A 20,982-nucleotide genomic window follows, 5' to 3' on the forward strand; every position below is an offset into this window, starting at 1 on the left:
GCTTGTGCATCGTGGCCTACGCGGTTTCTTTGGTGGTCTACCGCCGCCGTTTTGGCGGCTGAGGACGTCCGGGGGCCGACTGACCGCGGACCAGCGCCGCTCCACGCCGAGCCTCGTCCTCCTTGCCGCGTGGTGACACCAGACGCATGGGGAAAGTGCACCGTCACCACAGCCGACGGACAGGTGGGCTCCGTAGTGTCGTAGACACCTCAAAGGGTGCGAGTGATGACAAGGGAATCCCCCGGAACCGGTGCAAACGGTTCCGGGGGATTTCCATATGTCGACCGTGGCTGAAGCGAGCCCACTGCACTGGGGACGCCGTGGCGAAGTAACCTTGGGTACATGATCTTCAAGTCCGTGGGTGATTCGCGCCCGTACCCGGACCATGGGCTGAGCAGCACCCGTGACTGGGCGGCGGTCCCCCCGCGGCAGGTGAGTCTGGAAGAACTGACCACCACGAAGTCCACGTTGGACCTGGCCGCACTGCTGGCCGAGGACTCAACTTTCTACGGCGATCTCTTCCCACACGTGGTGCGGTTCCAGGGGGAGATGTATCTGGAGGACGGGCTGCACCGCGCGGTCAGGACGGCGCTTCAACATCGCTCCATCATGCACGCGCGAGTCCTGGACCTGGATGCCGCAGGGGGTCTCAGTGAGTGACGAGCTCGTCACCCCCGAGGACCGGGCCGTCGCCGTAAGGACCCGAAAGATCATCCTGGTGGTCCTGATGGTCATTGCTGTCGTCACGGTGTCCTTGGGGCTGCGCTGGCACCAGACCGGGCAGTGGACGCCGCACTGGCAGGCGGACCGGGGAGCGGTGTGCCCTGTGCAGATGATGGCCCCGGCCGCTCCGGCGGACACCACGATCAACGTCTACAACGGGACCTCGAACGAGGGCGTGGCAGCGGATGTCGCGGACTCGATGAAGCGCCGCGGGTATCAGATCGCCAAGGTCGGCAACGCGGGTCCGCAGAACGGCCAGGAGGCCGGCACGGCGTTGGTGGTCACCGGCCCGGGAACCGTTGCTCAGGCGCTGAGCGTGCAGCGGCAAGTGCCGAAGTCACTCGTGGTGATTCAGCCCCGTCGATCCGATGGCAGGGTGGACCTGATGCTGACGGAGGGCTTCACGTCCCTCAGTAGCAATCCGAACCTGGGGCCGGGCCGCATGCAGTGCACGCAGCTGGTGTTCGCGGGCTGAGCCGGCGGCCCAGATCAGTCGCGTTCTTCTGTGCCCGACGACGCGTTCCCCACGTTTTCGTCGTCCGGAACCACGGTGCCAGGCGCCCGATCGGCCGGCCGCCGATCGTCGGACGCCGGGGCACGGTGGCGCCCGGCGCCGTGTGGGGGTTCGACGGCTTGTGGGGGTTCGGTGGCCGACTGCGCTTCTTCGTACCGCTCGATGTCTGCCGGCTCCAAGGAATCCATGACCCCGGTCGGGACGTAGCGGTCGTAGTTATCGATGAGGTCAGGGCGCTTTGAAGGGGGAATCTCCGCGGTGCCTGCGACCTCGGCAAGGCGCAGCTGCCTGTTGTGCTCGCGTTCTGTACGGGACATCTCTCGCAGCTCGGCACCGTGCAGCGCAGGAATGCGGATGAGGGCACCGTCCGATTCGCGGACCTTGAGTCCGTGGGCGGCGAGGATCTCGTTCTCCTCGCGGGTGTTCTTGCGTCCGGACGCGCGCTGGGCGTCGTGGAACATGGTTGTTTTGCCTTTGAGGATGCGACGCACCCTCTTCCACTCCCAGTAGGGCTTGCCTGCCCAGGTCAGGAGAATGCCGACCAGCAGGTAGCACCCCAGCATGATCCAACCGCGCAGGTATCCCGGCCCGACACCGTAGACAAGGTGCTTGAGCATTTCGCTGATGCCGGATCCCACCACGATGTTCTGCATCCATTGGAAGAACTCCGGCATCATCCAGGCCGGCATCGCGGCTCCCGATGAGGGGATCGAGAGGAAGATGAACAGGGTCATCGCGGGGGCTGCGATGAAGCGGCCAAGGAAATATGACAGCCCGTTGACGGCGACGCCGATGGCGACGCTCCAGGCGAAGCCGAGGCCAAGCAGCGCCCAGAAATGTCCGGTGATGGCGCCGAGGACCAGATCCACCAAGATGGAGGAGAGCAAGCTCAAGAAGGCGGAGACGCCGAGGATGATGCCGTAGCGCGTCCGTCTCGACAGGGGGCCGCCCATGAGTCCGATGAACATGGCGGCCAAGTAGCCGCTGATGCACCAGGTGAGCATGAGGTACATCGGCGTCATGCCGATGTCGTGGGCCCCCAACGGTGCCACGTCGTCCGTGGTTGGGGCATCCTTCTGGCCGAGTGCCGGCAGAAGGGGCTCGATCAGCTTGGGGATGATGCTGGAAGCCTGCGCCTGGTGAGCGGTGGCAACGACCAACTGGTTCTTCTCCGGGTCGTAGGCCATCGCGAGCTTGCCGGTGCGCACTTGCTCGCGAGCCTCGGCATGGTCGGAAATCGTGGTGAAGTCCATGCTGCCAGGCGCATTCTGCTTCACCTCTGCCTGCAGCGTCTGCGTGGCGGTGGTGTCGGAGACGATACCGACGGGGACGTGGCGTGGGGCCACGTGCTGGAAGGATCCCACGTAGCAGAGCGTGAACATGATGCACATGAACACCGGCATCCAGAGCTGGGACAGCACCAGCTGGATGGAGGGGTTCAGGGTCGCGAACCAGCGCCGGTAGGCGGACTTCTTCTGTGGTGGGGTATGGACCACCATGTCTGCATCGTTGACGGTCTCGCCAGGTAGTGGGCGCCCGGAGGGTCGCGGGGTGGATACCTGGTTCTGGGGTGTGTCTTCAGATGCGCTCATGTCTTGCTCAGGTTATCAGCGTTGCATTACCGGGTAATGAATCTCAGGATCTTGCGAACATTCCCAGAACGGGTTTCAGGACGTCGGCCGGGATCTGCCCCGGAGCGGAGGCAACTCCAACCATCGCGAACGTGGCGCAGGAGCCGAAGGTCTCCGCAGCAACACGGGAGACCAGGCCCAACTGGCCCATCGAAATGGTCAGCAGTGGCTCCGACAGTTCCTCGCCGGCTTGGGCTGTGGCGGCCAGCAACGTCGCGACGTCGGCGGGCGAGTGCGGTGTCACGGCGATTTTCAGGACATCCGCTCCGGCCTGGGACTGCGATCGCAGGTGCCCAACGATCTCGTCCTGGCTCGGGGTGCCCCCGAAGTCGTGGAAGGAGGCCACGACGGGGATCTCGGCGGCCTTGGCCGCCGTCATGATGCTCCCCACCGAGGAGGCGGCCCGGCGGTACTCGACATCCACGGCGTCGGCCATACCCTCCTCGATGAGCCCGACGACGAGGTCCGCATACGCGGAATCGTCCAGGTGGCCCTCACCTCCCTCGCGGTCAGTGCGATAGGTGGTCAGTATCGGGGTGGACGTGCCGTCCTGCCGCTGGAGGCCGGCCAGCAGTGCGGCACCGATTTCCGGTGCGGAGGCCGGGTTGGCGATGTGGTCGATCCGCCACTCGACGACGTCCACCGGCTGGCCTGCCACGGCGCCCACGGCTGCTGGCACCTGGTTCACGGTCTGCGGCATCACCGGGACAATGATCTTGGGACGTCCGGCCCCGAGAGCGATTCCGGGGGCTGCGCCGATGTGGACTGGGATGCGCTCTGCAGCGGACACGGGTGCTCCTTCGCGTGATGGTCGTGCGATCTCCATTGTGCAGGAACGGGTGGTAGCGAGGGTAGGAGAGACCTGAACGCAGGCAGAGCCGGTAACGTCAGGACTCATGAGCGCACTTGCCCCACGCGTCGCCGTTCACGGCGACGTCCTCGACTTCATGACCCGAGCACTCGCCGAAGGCGGAGCTGAACTTGTCGACCTGGATGACGGCCCGCAGATCCTGGCCCTGGACCATGGCAACGATGCGACCCAGCTGACCGAGATCCTGGACACGACCCCCAGCGTGCAGTGGGTCCAATTGCCTACGGCTGGTATAGACAAGTACCGCGATGCCCTGGCCGCTCACCCGGACACGATCTGGACCTCCGCCAAGGGGGCCTACGCAGAGCCGGTCGCCGAGCACGCCCTCATGTTGGCCCTTGGCGTCGCACGTCTGATCAAGCGTCGAGCCCGGGCCGGCTCCTGGGAGGAGATGGACGGCATCTCGATCTTCGACACTCGTGCCGTGGTGGTGGGTGCCGGCGGCGTCGGACTGGAGATCGTCCGGCTTCTCAAGGCTTTCAGGGTCAAGGTGGACGTGGTCCGTCGCACCGACGCCCCCGCGCCCGGAGCGGATCGCACCGTCTCTGCCGAGCATCTCGACGAGGTGTTGCCCGGAGCGGACCTGGTGGTTCTCGCTGCGGCCTTGACCGACGGCACCCGCCACCTGATCGGTGAAGCCCAACTGGCGGCCATGAAGGAGGATGCGATCTTGGTCAACATCGCCCGTGGTCCCATGGTGGATTGCGAGGCGCTGACCAAGACGCTCGCTGCCGGCCACCTCTACGGCGCGGGGCTGGACGTTACCGATCCCGAACCGCTTCCTGAGGGGCATCCGCTGTGGGACGAGCCCCGCTGCCTCATCACACCTCACACGGCTGACACCTTGCCCATGATCCAGTTGCTGCTAGGGCAACGTTTCGCCGCGAACCTCAAGCATTGGCAGGCCGGCGAGGACCTGAACGGCGTCGTGGACCCGGCACAGGGCTACTGAGGCCCCAAAGACGCATTCGGCCTCCCTCAGGCCAACTCGGGGTAGTGCCGCTTGGCGACCTCCGGGTGGGCGCGGAGGAAGCCTTTGAGCATGTTGGCGCCGTAGACGGAGAGCATGGGGTTGTTCGGATCGTCGCTCTTACCTCGGGCATCGGCGGCTAGTTCCGGCGGGAGGTCCACCGCATCCACGGTGGCGTCCAGGCGGGGTGACCAGAAGAAGGGGACGGAGTAGCGGTCCACACCTGCAGGGGGAGCGGTGACCCGGTGGACGGTGGCCATGAGGTAACCATCGGTGGCGACCTCAAGCATCTCGCCCAGATTCACCACCAACGCACCTGGGATCGGGGCCACGTCGATCCATTCCTCCTGCCCATGCGGCTGGACCTCGAGCCCTCCCACCTGGTCCTGCAGCAGCAGGGTCACGAAACCGTAGTCGGCGTGGGCGCCCACGCCCTGCTTGCCTGCGTCCGGCACCAGGTCGCCACCCACATAGTGCACCAGCTTGCCGAGCCAGGCCGGCTTCTCCGCGAAGGCGTCTGCGAAGTGGTTGGGATCCACGCCGATGGCGACGAGCAGAGCGGCGAGGAGCTCAGCGCCGGTCCGGGACATGAGGCCTGCCCAGGCCATGGCCCGTTCCTCCAACACAGGGAACTCGGCAGGGAAGAGATTATGGCCCTGCAGTCGCAGATACTCCTGGCCGACCGGCACATCGGTCTCCGGTTCACGGTCCGGTCCGAAGTCGATCTGCTCTCTGGAGTCGGCGCGGCCCTGAGTGCGTTCGGCGCCGAGGCGCGTGTAGCCACGGAAGGTCGGGGTGAGACGGTTGTCCAGCTTCAGACGTTCCTCGACGGTGCGGGAGAAGAACTCGTGAAGTGTGTCAAGCAGTTCCTGCGCCTGGTTGGAACGGGCGCCGTAGCCGATCAGCTGGAAGAAGCCCACGTTGTGGGCGGCGTCCCGGAGCTTCTCCAGGAACTCAGGGTTGAACGAGCCATCTACGTTGCGCGCGGTGGAGAGGTCCAGGACCGGAAGCTCGCGACGCGGAGCGGTTTCGGTCGGGGTCGGGAAATCAGTCGTGGCGGTCATGGCCACCATGGTGATACTGCGAGGGGGTCCGCGTCGAGGCAATGTGGCGCCATGTGTGCTTGTGTGGCGCCGAATATGACGAAACCTTGACAACTGGGTAGAAAGGTCAGCATGAAGACGGTATCCAGGGCAGGGTTCGGCGGTTCATTGGTGCTGGCCGGGTTGGCCGGATTCGTGGACGCCGTCGGGTTCATTCTGTCCGGCGGACTCTTCGTGTCCTTTATGAGCGGGAACTCCACGCAGGCCGGCGTCGAGGCGACCTCCGGGCAGCCTCAGGTGGCAGCCATCGCCCTGTGCCTGGTCGGCGGCTTTGTGCTTGGCGTGATGTCCGGCCGGCTGCTTGGCCTGTTTCTGCCGTCGGTGAGGATGGGCGGGCGGATCCTCGGCCTGGGTGTGGGCCTGATCGGGGCCACCTGCCTGGTGTGGGTCTGGCCGCAACCCGGGTTCTCCCTGGCGGCTCTGGCCGCCGTGATGGGAGCCATGAACACGCTCTTCGTCGTGGACGGTCGGGCCCGGATCGCCATCACGTACGCAACGGGAACTCTGGTCAGTGTGGGGTTGGGGATCGCTGACCACATGGCAGGGGTCCGCCGTGGTGGTTGGGCCAGGCCGGCCCTGTTGTGGGCCGCCATCACGGTCGGCGCGTTGGTCGGTGCACTGACGTGGGCGGCCGTTGGCCTGTTGGCGTTGGTCGCGGCTGCCACCGCCCTGTTGCTCCTGGGCGTGGTGCAGATGATCCGCGAGGCGCGGCGTCGACAGTGATGCAAGGCCGTGATGCGAGACCGAGACGCAAGGAGGGACCCCAGTCAACACTGGGGTCCCTCCTTGCTCTGGTGCTCACGCCAGAGCCAGTGCTCGGGCCAGATCAGGCCAGCTGCAGCGACTTCGCGTCCGCGTCCGTCAGGTAGCGGTCGTACGCGGGCAGGGTGATGAACGTCGGGAACTCATCCTTCAGGGCGGAGGCCTCGAAGATCTCGCGTGCGTCCACGTAGCGATCGTCGTCGAAGCGAGCCAGCTTGGAGAACTCGTCCTCCACCAGTTCCGCCACCCACTCCGCAGTGATGACTTCACCCTGGTCGGTGATGGCCTTGTGGTGCAGCCACTGCCACACCTGGGAACGGGAGATCTCTGCGGTGGCTGCGTCCTCCATCAGGTTGTGGATCGCCACGGCGCCGGAACCGCGCAGCCAGGATTCCAGGTAACGAATGCCCACCTCGATGTTCAGTCGCAGGCCGGCCTCGGTGATGCGCCCTTGGGTGCCGTTCACGGCCAGCAAGGCGGAATCGGACACCTCGACGTCCTCACGGGTGCGGGCCACCTGGTTCGGGGAGTCGCTCAGCACGGCGTCGAAGACCTCCATGGCCACCGGCACCAAGTCCGGGTGAGCCACCCACGATCCGTCGAAGCCGTCGTTGGCCTCACGGGTCTTGTCGGCCTTCACCGCTTCAAGTGCCCGCTCGTTGGCTTCCGGGTCGCGACGGGAGGGGATGAATGCGCTCATGCCGCCAATGGCATGCGCACCGCGGCGGTGGCACGCCCGCACCAGCTGCTCCGTGTAGGCCCGCATGAACGGGGCCGTCATGGTCACCTGCGAGCGGTCCGGCAACACGAAGCGGGGGCCACGGGCACGGAAGTTCTTGATGATGGAGAAGATGTAGTCCCAACGCCCGGCGTTCAGGCCGGCGGCGTGGTCGCGCAGTTCGTAGAGGATCTCCTCCATCTCGAACGCGGCCGTGATGGTCTCGATCAGCACCGTGGCGCGAATGGTTCCGTGCTCCAATCCGATGTATTCCTCGGAGAAGGCGAAGATCTCCTCCCAGAGCCGGGCCTCGAGGTGATTCTCCGTCTTGGGCAGGTAGAAGTACGGGCCACGGCCCAGATCGATCAGCTTGGCCGCGTTGTTGAAGAAGTACAGCCCGAAGTCCACGAAGGACCCGGCCAGCGGCTCACCGTCGATGAGCAGGTGCTTCTCCGTCATGTGCAACCCGCGGGGTCGCACTACGATGGTGGGCAGGTCCGTCAGGGTCGTGGAGTTCAGCTTGTACTGCTTGCCCTCATCCGTGGTGAAGTCGATACGGCCCGCGAACACGTCCATGAGATTGAGTTGCCCATTGATGACGTTGGACCAGGACGGGGTGTGCGCGTCCTCCATGTCCGCCAGCCACACCTTGGCTCCGGAGTTCAGGGCGTTGATGGTCATCTTCTTATCCACGGGACCGGTGATCTCCACGCGGCGGTCCTCGAGGCCGGGCGCCACGGGCGCCACTCTCCAGGTCTCGTCGTTGCGGATGTGCTTGGTTTCCGGCAGATATGTGGGGTCCTGGCCGTTGGCGATCTTGGCGCGGACGCGGTGCCGGCGGGTCATCAGCTCACGGCGACGGGACTCGAAGTTCTGGTGCAGGGCCTTCAGGAAGTCCAGCGCCTCCGTGGTGAGCACCTCCTCCTGGCGGCGGATGCGCGGAGGGGTGATGGTGATGCCGTTCAGGGTGATGGGTGAGGTGGACATGGTGTGCTCCTAAGAAGATAAGTGGGTTTGTTCGGGGCCCGGAGGGCCCCTCTTGGATAGGTGCCCGACGGCGGGTGCTTGGGTTCCGCCGTCGGGCACCTTGTGCGGGGGCATCTGGTGGCTGCCGACCGCAGTCGCGATCAGTGGAACTGGCCTTCCTCGGTGGAACCGACGAGAGCCAACGTGGAGGCGTCGGGGTTCAACGCCGTGGAGACGGCGTCGAAGTAGCCGGTGCCGACCTCGCGCTGGTGCTTGGTAGCGGTGTAGCCGTTGGCCTCGTCGGCGAACTCGCGTTCCTGCAACTGAACGTAGGCGCTCATGCCGTTCTCGGCGTAGCCGCGAGCCAGGTCGAACATCGAGTGGTTCAGAGCGTGGAAGCCGGCAAGGGTGATGAACTGGAAGGTGAAGCCCATGGCGCCGAGCTCACGCTGGAACTTGGCGATGGTGGCGTCGTCCAGGTGCTTGCGCCAGTTGAAGCTGGGGGAGCAGTTGTAGGCCAGCATCTGGTCGGGGAATTCAGACTTGACGCCCTCGGCGAAGCGCTTGGCGAGCTCCAGATCAGGAGTGCCGGTCTCCATCCAGATGAGGTCGGAGTACGGGGCGTAAGCCTTGGCGCGGGCGATGCAGGGCTCCAGGCCGTTCTTGACCTTGTAGAAGCCTTCCTTGGTGCGCTCGCCGGTGATGAACGGCTTGTCGCGTTCGTCCACGTCGGAGGTGATCAGGGTGGCTGCTTCCGCGTCGGTGCGGGCGATGATGACGCTGGGGACGTTCTCGACGTCGGCGGCCAGGCGGGCAGCGTTCAGCGTGCGGATGTGTTGCTGAGTGGGGATGAGAACCTTGCCGCCCAGGTGACCGCACTTCTTCTCGGAGGCCAACTGGTCCTCCCAATGGATGCCGGCCGCGCCGGAATCGATCATGTTCTTCATGAGTTCGTAGGCGTTGAGCGGGCCGCCGAAACCGGCTTCGGCGTCGGCGACAATCGGAGCGAACCAGTCGTCGACGCTGGAGGTGCCTTCGCTGGTCTCGATCTGGTCGGCGCGCTTCAGGGCGTTGTTGATACGGCGGACCACCTGCGGGACCGAGTTGGCCGGGTACAGGGACTGGTCCGGGTAGGTCTGGCCGGAGAGGTTGGCGTCGCCTGCGACCTGCCAGCCGGAGAGGTAGATGGCGCGTAGGCCGGCCTTGACCTGCTGCACGGCCTGGTTTCCGGTGAGGGCCCCGAGGGCGTTGGTGTACTCGCCACGGGAGGCCTCATCGGTGAGCTGACTCCAGAGGCGCTCCGAGCCGCGGCGGGCCAGGGTGTGCTCCTCGGTGACGGATCCCTGCAGCCGGATGACGTCCTCGGCCGAGTAGTCACGGGTGACCTGCTCCCAGCGGGAGTTGGCCTCCCACTCGAGGTTGAGGGTCTCTGCGCGCTGCTGCGGGGTCTGGTTCTGGGGAGTCGGGGTGCTCATCGTGGTTCACTCCTGGTAGTCGGTGGCTTCCGCCGTGGCCGGTTGTTGGTTCGGTGACTGCTTCAGCCGATGGCTTGGAAGCTGTTCGTGGAACCATCTTTGGCCCTCTGCAACCCCTCTGGAGGACAAATTTGGCGAAAAGATTCGCATTGTTTCGTCCAAAGCAAAGATCGTCGCCTCTCTGTTTGTGTGAGATTTCGTTGACACGCTCTGACTAAGATGACGGCATGGGGACCCAGCCGCTGAAGCCCGCGCCCACCGACGAAACCGCCCTCGACACTGTTGCCGTGGGGCGCCGCATCCGCGCGCTCAGGAAGGCAGCCGGGATGACCCTAGATGCGCTCGGCGAGGCCGTGGGTACCGTCCCCTCCCAGCTGTCGCTGCTGGAGAACGGCAAGCGCGAACCCAAGATCACGATGCTGATGAAGATCGCCAAGGCCCTCGGCACCACCTTGGATGACCTCCTGACGGCGGAACCGCTGGACCGCCGTGCCGCCCTGGAACTCGAACTGGTCCGCGCCCAACAGGGACCGCTCTACACCTCGCTAGGTCTGCCCACAGTGAAGGTGGGGCCACGCCTGGGAACCGACGTCATCGAGGCCCTGCTCGGCCTGCAGAACGAGCTCTCCCGCCGCCTGGATGAATCCCTCGCAACCCCGGAGGAGGCCCGCCGCGCCAACACTGAGCTCCGCGCGGAGATGCGTGAGTGCAACAACTATTACCCGGACCTGGAGGCGGAGGCAGCGAAGCTGCTGACCGCCGTCGGGCATTCCGGTGGCCCCCTGTCCCACCACGACGCCGCGGATCTGGCGGAACATCTGGGCTTCTCCATCCGTTTCGTCTCCGACCTGCCGCACTCCACGCGCTCGGTCACGGACGAGGTCAACAAGGTGATTTACCTGGAGCAGTCCACCCGGCCGGAGCACGACCCGCGCTCCGTGCTGCTGCAGGCCCTGGCGCGGCACCAGCTGGGCTACGGGGAACCGGAAGACTATGCGGACTTCCTGCGCCAGCGCGTGAACACCAACTACTTCGCGGGCGCCCTGCTCATGCCGGAACGCGCCGCCGTGGACTTCCTCGCCGACGCCAAGAAGCGCCGGGAGATGGCCATCGAGGATCTCCGCGACGCCTTCGCGGTCTCCTACGAATCCGCGGCCCACCGCTTCACGAACCTGGCGACCAGCCACCTGGACATCACCTGCCACTTCCAGAAGGTGCACTCCTCCGGGATCCTGCACAAGGGCTACGAGAACGACAACGTGAACTTCCCGGCCGACCACACGGGCGCCATCGAGGGGCAGACGGTGTGCCGTCACTGGACCTCGCGTGAGGTGTTCGACGTCCCGGACAAGTTCCGCGCCTTCGAGCAGTACACGGACACCGGTGCGGGCACCTTCTGGTGCACCGCCATCACGGAACGTCACTCCACGGGTGAGTACTCGCTCTCCATCGGCCTGCCCTTTGAACACGTCCGCTGGTTCCGGGGCCGTGGCACCAAGCACCGTTCCACATCGACCTGCCCGGACCCGAGCTGCTGCCGCAAGCCTCCGGAAGCGTTGGCGAAGGTGTGGGGCGGGCATGCCTTCCCGGCGGCCCGTGCCAACACGCACCTGTTGGCGGCCATGCCGGAGGGCGCGTTCCCGGGGGTGGATGACACCGAGGTGTACCAATTCCTGGCCAGGCACAGCCCGGAGCAGACTTGATCGGCTCTCACACGGGGCCTACGGGACTGGGGCCCGTGGTGCCGATCGTTCCAGGCGCATAGGCTTGACGTTGTTCACGCCCCGCCAATGAGTTCGGAGTCGACACATGAGCCAATATCCTTCAGAACAGCCACAGGATCCGTACTCCTACGGTCAAGGGGCAACGCCAGGGCAGCCGGGTCCTCCTCCGCCACCTGGGCAACCCGGCGGCTATCAGCAGCCCTATGGTCGGCCTATCCCTCCGGACGGTGGTTTGTCCACGCTGCAGCTGAATCTGTGGCTGTCCGTGTTCTTCAGCTGGATTCCTGCCCTGATCTTCTTCCTCACCTGCCGCGACTCCTCCTCACCCGCGGTGCGGGAGGCCCACACCAAGAACATGAACTTCGTGTTGGTACGCCTGATCGTCGGCGTGGTCACGGCCATCCCGTTCGTGGGCTGGATCGTGGGCGGCATCGCTTCACTGGTGCTGTTCATCATCTCCATCATCAACGCGGTCCAGGTGCCGTCTCAGATCCGAGCCGGCCAGCGCCCAATGTTCGTGATGGACAACGTCACCGCTCCGTCCTGGATCAAGTAGCCTCCGATCCCGGCGGGAACTCAGTTGACGCCTGCGTACTCCGTGGCGATCCGGGCGATGTCGTTGTTGTACTGCAGCGACGGGTTGTAAGCGGCAATGGCCTTGATCCAGTCGGCGTCGTTGGTCAGGTCACCGCCGGCATCACACAAATAGATGCCTGCTGACAGGGCGGCGTCGTCGATCTGCTGCACGTCCACCATGCCGTCCCCGTTGCCGTCCTGCTTCACGGACGTCCACGTGGAGGGGATGAACTGCATGGGGCCTACTGCTCGGTCCCACTCCTGGTCCCCGTCCAGCCGGCCCTGGTCGGTGTCGGGGATGGCCGCGACCTTGTTTCCGCCGTCCAGCGCGATCCCGTAGATGCCCGGGCGGACCACGCCATCCGCACCCAGATTGTTGTCGTTGATGCTGCCGTGGTGAGATTCCACATTGCCGATGGCAGCGAGGGTGTTCCAGCCCAACCCGCATCGGGGTCGCAATTGCTGCACGCGAAGCGATGCCCCGGCGTAGGAGGCCAGCGCGCGTTCGGGGATGTTGGCCTGCTGCGAAACCCTCCGAACCCAGGTGGCATCCGCAAGGGAGGCCACGTTGACCCCAACGGGCGCGGTCTCCGCTGCCGAAGCAGCCGAGGAAGGACTGGCCTTGGCGGACTCCGCCGCCTTCTCAGCGGCGTCGGCGCGCTTGGAGGCCTCCACCGCTTTACGTTCCGCCGCCAGTTCTCCCTCGCTGATCGTGGTGGGTTCTGCGGTCGGCTCCGGGGCGGAGTCTCCCTTGCCTGCCATGGCCTCGGTGATGGCTGGAGCCACGAGGGCCACGCCTCCGGCCACCACCGCTGCGGCCAGGGTCAGGACGATCGCCGTGCGGATCCCGCGTCGGGGCTGGGGCCCGTCGTCAGGGTCCACGGTAGGGACGCCGAGGGTCGCCAGGTCCGCCCAGTCGGCGTCCGGACTCCCGGACTCGTCATGGGAGGGTGCGTCGACAGCATCGTCCGGGTCTGAGGGGGAGGGAACGCGCATGTGGGGTCCTGCTTCTGGCTGCCGAAAGTCGCTTGCTGGTGAACAACAACAGTCTATTGACCTGATTAGCTGAGGCAAACCTCACTACCGCGTGAGGCGCAACGCAGTCCACAGCTGAGCACGGTGCTGAAAGTCGCTCAGCGAATGACCCAGAACCCGTTCGGCCAAGCGGATCCGGGTCCGTATCGTGTGGCGGTGCACGCCAAGCGCAAGCGCCGTGTCCTCGTTGCGGCAATCGTGTCTCAGCCACACGGTCAGGGTCGCGACCAACTCGGTCCCGTGGCGTTCGTCGTGCATCGCCAGTGGCTCCAGCGCGTGCCGCGCGGCAGCCGCCGCCTTCTCGCTGCGCAGCAGCGGGAGCACATCATGCCCGACGACCTCGCTGTAGCGCGTGAGTCCGTCGCCCTTGGAGTCCTTGAGGCCCGCCTCGCGGGCCGTCTCCGCCTGGACCGCGGCGCGGCCCAGATCCGTGAGCGGGGCGACGTCTGACAGTCCCCAGATCCCGCCGAGGTGCCGGACGATCTCGGCTGCAGCGTGCGGGGCGGCGGCGGGGGAGATGAGCGCAAGGCAGCGGTCGCCGTAGCGTCCGGCCAGCACGCCGGAACGGGTGCGTACGGGTCTGGCCGCCAGCCACTCGGACAGTTGTGGGGCCTGTTGCGCACTGCCGCCGAGCAGGGCGGTCACCGGAGCTGCGGGGAGTGACTCGTCCGCCGCGACGGCCACCTGCGAGGCCAGCTCGATCTCACCGCGAAGTAACAGTGCGAGCAGGCCCGTCCGCAGTGAGAGGCGGGCGTTCAACAAGCCCTCCTCCTGACCAGTGGCCAAGCCCAACAGGGCTAGAGCGGAGGACACCACCGACTGGGCCTCCGGCGCGTTGGGTAGGTCGGTGACAGCAAGGACACCGGTGAGTCTCCCGTTACCACTCACGGTCTGCAGGCCGAAGGAGGTCTCGGTGGATTCGACGGAGCCGGCGGCACGGGAGGCTCGCCGCAGCAGTGACTCGGCCTTGGTCGTCACGGCTCGGAGATCCTCTGGTGATGGGGGACTTGTCACGCCCGGTGCGTGGGACAGGGTGAGTTCACCGGAGACGTCCATGAGTCCGACCCAACGATTCAACTGGGTTGCCAGTGTCCGAATCGTGGCGGGAAGCGGGGCCGGACCGAGCGCGGCGCGGGTGAGTGCCCGCTGGGCGGTCAGCGCCCAGGTGCGCTGCGCGTCGTCGCGCATGGCGACCGCGGCGGCATTGGCCCGGGCCACAGCGATGAACGGGGTCTGGAACGGGACCTCGAAGAGTGGCAACGCGGCCTGGGAGCAGGCGGCGACCAACGGGCTCGGCACGCCGTCGCGGACCACCTCGGTGCCGAAACCGAGCCCGACCACGCCAGCGTGCACCAGCCGGTCTACGTAGGCGTCCCAATCAACGGCGGGCGCAGTACCGGGGTCGGTGGTGCCAGCTGCGGCGGGGGTGAACTGAGTCCCCGTGGTCAGCAGGACGATGCCGGGTTCCAGGAACGGGCTGGGATCCAAGAGATCTGAACTGTGGACCCATGAAACCGGGCGGTCCCAGGCGGGCTCCGGGAGGGCTGGATCGCGGAACGGGTGGAGGTCGAGTCCCTTGGTATCCAGCAGTCCGCGCAGCGAAACCGCATTATCCACTACGGAGAAATTGCTGCCGATCATTCTCCACAGCGTACAGTGCCGACCCGTTCCGCAACGGTCTAGCGTTGCGCTCATGACCTCCACGATCGATACCCCCTCCACGCTGGTCGGCGGCCCCGAGCTCCCCCAACAGCGCAAGCTCGTCACCGCCCTGCCCGGCCCCAAGTCGAAGGCCATTCTTGACCGTAAGGTCGCGGCCGTTGCGGCCCCGGTGACCCACTCGGCTCAGGTGGCCGTGGTTGCCGCTGGTGGTGGCGTGGTCGTGGATGCAGACGGCAATTCGCTGATCGACCTGGGTTCCGGCATCGCCGTGACCAGCGTCGGCAACTCCCACCCGCGCGTCGTTGCTGCCGTCACCGAGCAGGTGGCCCGCTTCACCCACACGTGTTTCACGGTCTCCCCGTACGAGGGCTACATCGCTGTGGCCGAGAAGCTCAATGCGCTCACCCCCGGGGACTTCGACAAGCGCACCGCGCTGTTCAACTCCGGTGCGGAGGCCGTGGAGAACGCCATCAAGATCGCCCGCCATTACACCGGACGTCAGGCCGTCGTGGCGTTGGAGCACGCCTACCACGGGCGTACCAACCTCACCATGGGCCTGACCTCCAAGGCCATGCCATACAAGTCCGGTTACGGGCCGTTTGCTCCCGAGATCTACCGCGTGCCCGGCTCCTACCCGTACCGCGATCACCTGACCGGAGCCGAGGCCGCCGAGCGCAGCATCTCCATGATCGAGAAGCAGGTCGGGGGAGACCAGGTCGCCGCGATCATCGTCGAGCCCATCCAGGGTGAGGGCGGGTTCATCGTCCCGGCTGACGGCTACCTCAACGCCATCCAGGACTGGGCCCGCGCCAACGGCGTGGTCTTCATCGTGGACGAGGTCCAGACTGGCTTCGCCCGGACCGGTTCCCTGTTCGTTTCCGAGCAGTTCGGCCTGGAGCCGGACCTCGTCACCACGGCCAAGGGTATGGGCGGAGGCATGCCGATCTCCGGAGTCACCGGCCGTGCTGAGATCATGAACAGCTCGCAGGGTGGTGGCCTGGGCGGAACCTACACGGGCAACCCGGTCTCCTGCGCCGCAAGCCTCGCGACCATCGAGGCCTACGAGGAGGACGGGCTCATCGAGCGCGCCCAGGAGATCGGTGAGCTGATCAACCGCACCATGACGCGGCTGCAGGCCTCCGATCCTCGCATCGGCGACGTGCGTGGACGCGGTGCCATGGCCGCCATCGAGCTCGTGGATCCTGCAACCGGGGCCCCCGATGCAGACCTGGTCAAGCGAGTGGCCGCGCAGGCCAACGCGGAGGGCGTCATCGTCCTGACCTGCGGCACGTTCGGCAATGTGATCCGCTTCCTGCCTCCGCTGAGCATCTCCGATGAGTTGCTGGCCGAAGGTCTTGGCGTGATCGCAGAGGCTCTGAAGGCCAACTGATTCGTGAACCGACTCGAGCGGGCGCATCCGGGGCACGGATGCGCCCGCTTGGTCTATGACCGCGGCTCCGATCAGGGTAGCGTGGATCACAAGCTGTACCGTCCAGATGGTCGGCAACCCGAGTGAACAGGGAGAACCCCATGAGCGATTACGTCGTCAACAATCCTGCTACCGGCGAGACGCTGGCAACCTACCCGGTGAACACCGCTGAGGAGGTGGAGCAGGCCCTCTCCGCCGCAGCAGCGGCACACAATGGTTGGTCCCGTTCCTCGACCCCGGCAGAGCGCGCAGCACTGATCGGTCGCGTTGCGCAGCTGCACACCGAACGCCGCCAGGAACTCGCGGAGATCATTGTGCGCGAGATGGGCAAGCCCCTGGAGCAGTCGCTCGGTGAGGTGGATTTCTCTGCTGAGATCTACCAGTTCTACGCGGACCATGCCGAGGCTCTGACCGCGGATCAGCCCATCGCCGACTTCGCCGGCGAAGGCTCCGCAATCATCCGTCGTGCCTCCTTGGGGCCGCTGCTGGGAATCATGCCCTGGAACTTCCCCTACTACCAGGTGGCTCGTTTTGCCGGTCCCAACATCATCAACGGCAACACCATCCTGCTCAAGCACGCACCCCAGTGCCCGGAGTCCGCCGCCGCGATCCACCAGATCTTCGTGGATGCCGGAGCCGTTGCGGGCGTCTACACCGATGTTCGTCTGACCAACGAGCAGGCGGCCGAGGTCATTGCCGATCGCCGCATCGCCGGTGTTTCCGTGACTGGGTCGGAGCGTGCCGGTGCTGCGGTTGCGGCAGAGGCCGGGAAGAACCTCAAGAAGGTGGCTCTGGAGCTGGGCGGCTCCGACCCGTTCTACCTCTTCTCCACAGATGATCTGGACTCCGTGGTGGAATCCGCCGTGGCCGGCCGCATCGACAATGCGGGCCAGGTCTGCAACGGGACCAAGCGTTTCATCATTCTGGACAAGTACTACGACGACTTCCTGGCCAAGTTCAAGGCGGGTATGGCTGCGGTTCAGCCGGGCGATCCCACGCTGGCCGAGACGGAGCTGGGCCCCATGTCTTCCACTGCTGCTGCCGACCGCATCGCGGAGCAGGTGGAGCGGGCCGTTGCTCAGGGCGCCACCCTGGAACTCGGTGGCACGCGTGAAGGCAACTTCTATGCACCCACCGTGCTGACCGGCATCACCAAGGACATGGACGTCTATTCTGAGGAACTCTTCGGCCCCGTGGCCGCGGTGTACAAGGTGGCGGACGAGGACGAGGCACTCGCCCTCGGCAACGACGTGGACTTCGGCCTCGGCTCCTATGTCTTCACCACCGACGCGGAGCAGGCGGACCGCGTGGCCAATCGCATCGAGGCCGGCATGGTCTACGTGAACCTAGTCGGCGCGGACTCCGCAGAGCTTCCGTTCGGTGGGGTCAAGCGCTCCGGTACGGGGCGAGAGCTCGGTCTGCTCGCCGCCAACGAGTTCGTGAATTCCAAGCTGATCCGCTCGACGTTCTGACCCATACGTCCGAGCAGTGCCAGCGAGGACCCCGCCGAGCGGCGGGGTCCTCGCGTTTTCGGGCTGGACACGGGGACTCGTCTTTGGCCGGATTCCGGCCGGCTCCCCAGAAGCGTCAACGGAGGCGGTCAGCCCTCCAGCGCGACCTGCAGGCTACCGTCGGCCCCCACGGAACCGGATACGCCCGCGAGACCCGGCAACACGACGTCGGCCATGAGGTCTTCGGCACCGTAGGTGCCGCTCAACCCCAGCGTGGCCATGCCGGCGGCGTGAGCCGCGGCGAGGCCCGCAGGGGCGTCCTCCACCACCAAACACCGTGAGGGGTCCACGTCAAGCCGCGATGCGCCGAGCAGGTACCCCTCCGGGTCCGGCTTGCCGTGGGTCACCGAATCGGCGGTGACGATGGTGGAAGGCGGCTGCCAGCCCACAGCGCCCAGTCGCACCGCGATCAGATTGTCGGTGCAACTGGTCACGATGGTCCACCGATCCTGCGGCAGCGAGGCCAGCAATTCGGCGGCTCCGGGAAGAACCGTGACGCCCTCGGCGTCCGACTCCTCGAGTTCGTTGATGAGCGCAAACGCCTCGTCCCACCGGTCCGCGGCCAGATCGCCGGACTCGATCACGGAGTTCACCACCTGCCGGGCGGGGATGCCGTGCTCGTGATAGTCGGTCCGGCCGATCCCCAGCATTTCGCCCCACTTGGCCCAGGCCCGGGACGTGACCGGGGTGGAGTCGATGAGGGTGCCGTCCAGATCGAAGAGGACGGCGTCGAGGCCGTCGAAAAGGGTGGTGCTCACACGCTCACTGTATCGGCGGGCGTGGCCGCGATGAGGCCCGACTCGAGTTCCTGGCGGACCAGGCGGGCGCCCTCGGCAAGGGCGACCATCTTGTCGCGTGCCACTTGTCGCTTCAGGGGAGCCATGCCGCAATTGGTGCTCGCGATCAGCTTGTCGGCATCCACGTGGCGCAGTGCTGCGCGGAGCGTGTCCGCGACCTGTTCCGGGGTCTCCACGGTGTCCGAGGCGACGTCGATGGCACCGATCATGACCTTCTTCCCGCGCAGAAGCCCGATCAAGTCGATGGGGACCCGAGAGTTCTGGCTCTCCAAGGAAACGATGTCCAGGGTGGAACGCTGCAACAGCGGGAAGGACTCCTCGTACTGGCGCCACTGATTGCCAAGGGTCGCCTTCCAGTCGTTGTTGGCCTTGATTCCGTAGCCGTAACAGATGTGGACGGCGGTCTCGCAGGACAGCCCTTCCGCGGCCCGCTCCAGTGCGGCAACGCCCCAGTCCTTGAGTTCATCGAAGAAGACGTTGAACGCAGGCTCGTCGAACTGGATGATGTCCACGCCTGCCGCCTCCAGCTCCTTGGCCTCTTGATTGAGGATGCGGGCAAACTCCCAGGCCAGCTTCTCGCGGCTTCCGTAATGCTGGTCGGCCAGCGTGTCGATCATGGTCATGGGGCCCGGGAGCGTCCACTTGATGGGCTTCTCGGTCTGGGCTCGCAGCAGCTTCGCGTCCTCGACGAACACCGGCTGCTTGCGTTCAACGGGCCCCACGACCGTGGGGACGCTGGCGTCATAGCGGTTGCGGATGCGCACCGTCTCGCGATGTTCGAAGTCCACGCCGCTCAAGTGCTCGATGAACGTGGTGACGAAGTGCTGACGGGTCTGCTCTCCGTCGCAGATGATGTCCAGGCCCGCGTTGTGCTGCTCGGCTGCGGAGAGCCGCAGCGCGTCGTGCTTGGCTTCGTAGAGTTCCGGGCCGTCGAGGCGCCACGGGGCCCAGAGTGTCTCGGGATCGGAGAGCCATGAGGGCTTGGGTAAGCTGCCGACGAGCGCGGTGGGGAGCAAAGTGGTCATGGTGGTTCCTCGCTTGGATCTCGTGGCTGGTCAGCGCCGGCCGCGCTCGGTCTGCTGCGGTGCCCATTGGGCGGCCCACTGATTCAGGACTGCGCCATAGGGCTCGATCAGTTCCTCTTGGGCCAACTTGCCTTGCTTCTGCGCGAGCTGGCTGCGTTCAACCCGGTCGTAGGACACCGCTGGAAGCGAGTAGTCGCTGCTGGTGAGGCTGGGACGGTACACATGAGGCGCCGAGGAGTTGGCGTTGTAGATCTCCGGCCGGTAGATTCGCTGGAAGCTCTCCATCGTGGCGATGGTGCCGGCCAGGGCCAGATCGGAATGGTCGTTGAGCAGGTCTCCACGGAAGTAGAACGCCAGAGGGGCAGCTGCGCCGCGGGGTTTGAAGTACCTGACCTGCAAACCCATCTGAGCGAAGTATTGGTCGGTGCGCGAGTAATCATCCTGCTGGTATTCGACGCCAAGGACCGGATGCTCGTTGGGTAACTGACGGTAGACGCGAGACGTGGAGACGCTGATACAGATCACTGGGGCCGTCGTGAAGCGCTGTGTGCAGGCGGCGGAGCCCAAGAAGTGCTGGAAGATCTTGCCGTGCAATACGCCGAAGTCCTCGGGCGGGCTCGGCTGCCCATCAGTGTTTGTATGCGCCGCTGCGTGTGCGGGCAGCAGGATGCTGAAGTCGTAGTCGCGGATGTAGGAGGAGAAGTTGTTCCCTGGGAGTCCTTGAATACGTGAACCCGTGAGGGTGTCAAGGATCTGAACGTCAAGGATCTCCATCAGGGGGAAGTCGTCCGCGTCCGGTGCGGGCTGAAGGTCGACGGAGACGATCTCCAACTCCAGGCGGTAACGGTCCTGCGTGGGGTTGTCCCAATGGATCAGGTCGTTGAACCGGCGGTTGATCATCTCAAGCACGTTGCGAAGGTTCTCCCGAGCGTCTTCGCCGCGCGCCAGGTTCGCAAAATTGGTGGTGGCCCGTGAGGTGGAAGAGGGGGAGTAGTCCTCGGTGAACGCCGTGGTGGAAACGGTGAAGTTCAGCTCGCGCGTTGCGGCGATGGTGGGGGTGGACACGGTCTGCGTGCTCCTGACTCCGGTGGGGCACTAGAGGCCTGCTGCACCGGTCGATGCTTGCCCACCGCGGCTACGGCGGACCCGTTCTTCCCCTGGGGCACCCGGTCGACGGGTTGCCGCGCGGCCGGCCAGGTACCTTGGTCCGCGACTCGTGAACGTGGTTTTGAGCCTACGGAGGCTGGTGGGTGATGTCGCTCTGTTACGCAATTGCGAAGCGGGCACCGGTTTCATGACGCGATCATGACGCGCCGAGTGGGCGGGATGGCCCAAGTCTGAGGCCGCAGGGAGCGTGTCAGATGGTCTGTGTAAGCCCTTCTGGGAAGGACAATCATGACCATGACGAATACGGATGCTCAGACCACCGGTGGCGGGGCTGCTGCGGTGGAGGCGTTGAAGGCCTCCGGCGGGCTGGATGAGGTCTTCAA

General features: G+C 65.7%; 18 protein-coding genes and 1 riboswitch. Of the genes, 8 read left to right on the forward strand and 10 right to left on the reverse strand.

Translation table 11 applies throughout. From position 1 onward, the window contains the following. The first annotated feature begins 342 nt into the window (after positions 1-342). Both Q0A15_RS14140 and Q0A15_RS14145 read left to right on the forward strand, forming a co-directional pair. Positions 343-660: a type II toxin-antitoxin system VapB family antitoxin gene (locus Q0A15_RS14140; protein ID WP_291280165.1), complete on the forward strand. Its 318-nt coding sequence runs from the start codon at positions 343-345 to the stop codon at positions 658-660. Beyond that, the gene (locus Q0A15_RS14145; protein ID WP_291280166.1) at positions 653-1,198 is read left to right on the forward strand and encodes a LytR C-terminal domain-containing protein; all 546 of its coding nucleotides are present in this window, start codon (positions 653-655) and stop codon (positions 1,196-1,198) included. Before Q0A15_RS14140 ends, Q0A15_RS14145 begins: the two co-directional genes overlap by 8 nt. A 14-nt stretch (positions 1,199-1,212) precedes the next feature. On the opposite strand, the gene Q0A15_RS14150 is transcribed toward Q0A15_RS14145, so the two are convergent. Together Q0A15_RS14150 and aroD are read right to left on the reverse strand one after the other, a co-directional pair. Beyond that, positions 1,213-2,829, reverse strand: a complete 1,617-nt coding sequence (locus Q0A15_RS14150; protein WP_291280167.1) for an ABC transporter permease — start codon at positions 2,827-2,829, stop codon at positions 1,213-1,215. A gap of 43 nt (positions 2,830-2,872) precedes the next feature. Next, on the reverse strand, positions 2,873-3,658 hold the full coding sequence (gene aroD, locus Q0A15_RS14155; protein ID WP_291280168.1) for a type I 3-dehydroquinate dehydratase: 786 nt from the start codon (positions 3,656-3,658) through the stop codon (positions 2,873-2,875). A gap of 106 nt (positions 3,659-3,764) precedes the next feature. Between aroD and Q0A15_RS14160 the strand changes: the two genes are divergently transcribed. Next, positions 3,765-4,691 (forward strand): NAD(P)-dependent oxidoreductase, encoded by a 927-nt coding sequence (locus tag Q0A15_RS14160; protein WP_291280169.1) that lies wholly within the window; start codon positions 3,765-3,767, stop codon positions 4,689-4,691. A 26-nt stretch (positions 4,692-4,717) separates the two neighbouring features. Here the strand turns inward: Q0A15_RS14160 and Q0A15_RS14165 are convergent, their stop codons facing one another. After that, positions 4,718-5,773 (reverse strand): 2-oxoglutarate and iron-dependent oxygenase domain-containing protein, encoded by a 1,056-nt coding sequence (locus Q0A15_RS14165; RefSeq protein WP_291280170.1) that lies wholly within the window; start codon positions 5,771-5,773, stop codon positions 4,718-4,720. Positions 5,774-5,884: 111 nt separating this feature from the next. Here Q0A15_RS14165 and Q0A15_RS14170 point away from each other — a divergent pair, with 111 nt between their 5' ends. Then, entirely contained in the window at positions 5,885-6,535 is a 651-nt protein-coding gene (locus Q0A15_RS14170) for a DUF1275 family protein (protein ID WP_291280171.1), read from the forward strand. Between the two features lie 103 nt (positions 6,536-6,638). Here Q0A15_RS14170 and aceB read toward each other — a convergent pair whose 3' ends face one another. After that, positions 6,639-8,279, reverse strand: coding sequence for a malate synthase A (aceB, locus tag Q0A15_RS14175; protein ID WP_291280172.1), 1,641 nt, complete (start codon positions 8,277-8,279; stop codon positions 6,639-6,641). A 140-nt stretch (positions 8,280-8,419) separates the two neighbouring features. Further along, complete coding sequence (gene aceA / locus Q0A15_RS14180; RefSeq protein ID WP_291280173.1) at positions 8,420-9,733, reverse strand: isocitrate lyase; 1,314 nt, start codon at positions 9,731-9,733, stop codon at positions 8,420-8,422. A gap of 227 nt (positions 9,734-9,960) precedes the next feature. Here aceA and Q0A15_RS14185 point away from each other — a divergent pair, with 227 nt between their 5' ends. Both Q0A15_RS14185 and Q0A15_RS14190 read left to right on the forward strand, forming a co-directional pair. Continuing rightward, positions 9,961-11,436: a helix-turn-helix transcriptional regulator gene (locus Q0A15_RS14185; RefSeq protein WP_291280174.1), complete on the forward strand. Its 1,476-nt coding sequence runs from the start codon at positions 9,961-9,963 to the stop codon at positions 11,434-11,436. A gap of 253 nt (positions 11,437-11,689) precedes the next feature. Next, positions 11,690-12,013, forward strand: a complete 324-nt coding sequence (locus Q0A15_RS14190) for a DUF4870 domain-containing protein (protein ID WP_291280175.1) — start codon at positions 11,690-11,692, stop codon at positions 12,011-12,013. Between the two features lie 20 nt (positions 12,014-12,033). Here the strand turns inward: Q0A15_RS14190 and Q0A15_RS14195 are convergent, their stop codons facing one another. Together Q0A15_RS14195 and Q0A15_RS14200 are read right to left on the reverse strand one after the other, a co-directional pair. Further along, entirely contained in the window at positions 12,034-13,029 is a 996-nt protein-coding gene (locus tag Q0A15_RS14195) for a lytic transglycosylase domain-containing protein (RefSeq protein ID WP_291280176.1), read from the reverse strand. Between the two features lie 84 nt (positions 13,030-13,113). Further along, the gene (locus tag Q0A15_RS14200; RefSeq protein WP_291280177.1) at positions 13,114-14,709 is read right to left on the reverse strand and encodes a PucR family transcriptional regulator; all 1,596 of its coding nucleotides are present in this window, start codon (positions 14,707-14,709) and stop codon (positions 13,114-13,116) included. A gap of 52 nt (positions 14,710-14,761) precedes the next feature. Between Q0A15_RS14200 and gabT the strand changes: the two genes are divergently transcribed. Then, complete coding sequence (gene gabT, locus Q0A15_RS14205) at positions 14,762-16,120, forward strand: 4-aminobutyrate--2-oxoglutarate transaminase (protein ID WP_291280178.1); 1,359 nt, start codon at positions 14,762-14,764, stop codon at positions 16,118-16,120. A gap of 140 nt (positions 16,121-16,260) precedes the next feature. Further along, positions 16,261-17,631 (forward strand): aldehyde dehydrogenase family protein, encoded by a 1,371-nt coding sequence (locus Q0A15_RS14210; protein WP_291280179.1) that lies wholly within the window; start codon positions 16,261-16,263, stop codon positions 17,629-17,631. A gap of 128 nt (positions 17,632-17,759) precedes the next feature. On the opposite strand, the gene Q0A15_RS14215 is transcribed toward Q0A15_RS14210, so the two are convergent. The 3 genes from Q0A15_RS14215 to Q0A15_RS14225 are packed head-to-tail and all read right to left on the reverse strand — an operon-like array spanning position 17,760 to position 20,557. Further along, the gene (locus tag Q0A15_RS14215; RefSeq protein ID WP_291280180.1) at positions 17,760-18,428 is read right to left on the reverse strand and encodes an HAD-IA family hydrolase; all 669 of its coding nucleotides are present in this window, start codon (positions 18,426-18,428) and stop codon (positions 17,760-17,762) included. Continuing rightward, positions 18,425-19,492 (reverse strand): methionine synthase, encoded by a 1,068-nt coding sequence (locus tag Q0A15_RS14220; RefSeq protein ID WP_291280181.1) that lies wholly within the window; start codon positions 19,490-19,492, stop codon positions 18,425-18,427. The genes Q0A15_RS14215 and Q0A15_RS14220 overlap by 4 nt, the downstream gene beginning before the upstream one ends. A gap of 30 nt (positions 19,493-19,522) precedes the next feature. Continuing rightward, entirely contained in the window at positions 19,523-20,557 is a 1,035-nt protein-coding gene (locus Q0A15_RS14225; protein ID WP_291280182.1) for a putative oxygenase MesX, read from the reverse strand. Between the two features lie 48 nt (positions 20,558-20,605). Further along, positions 20,606-20,714: riboswitch (SAM riboswitch) on the reverse strand. Between the last annotated feature and the right edge of the window lie 268 nt (positions 20,715-20,982).

This window comes from Galactobacter sp. (genome assembly GCF_022712295.1).
Classification (GTDB): Bacteria; Actinomycetota; Actinomycetes; order Actinomycetales; family Micrococcaceae; genus Galactobacter.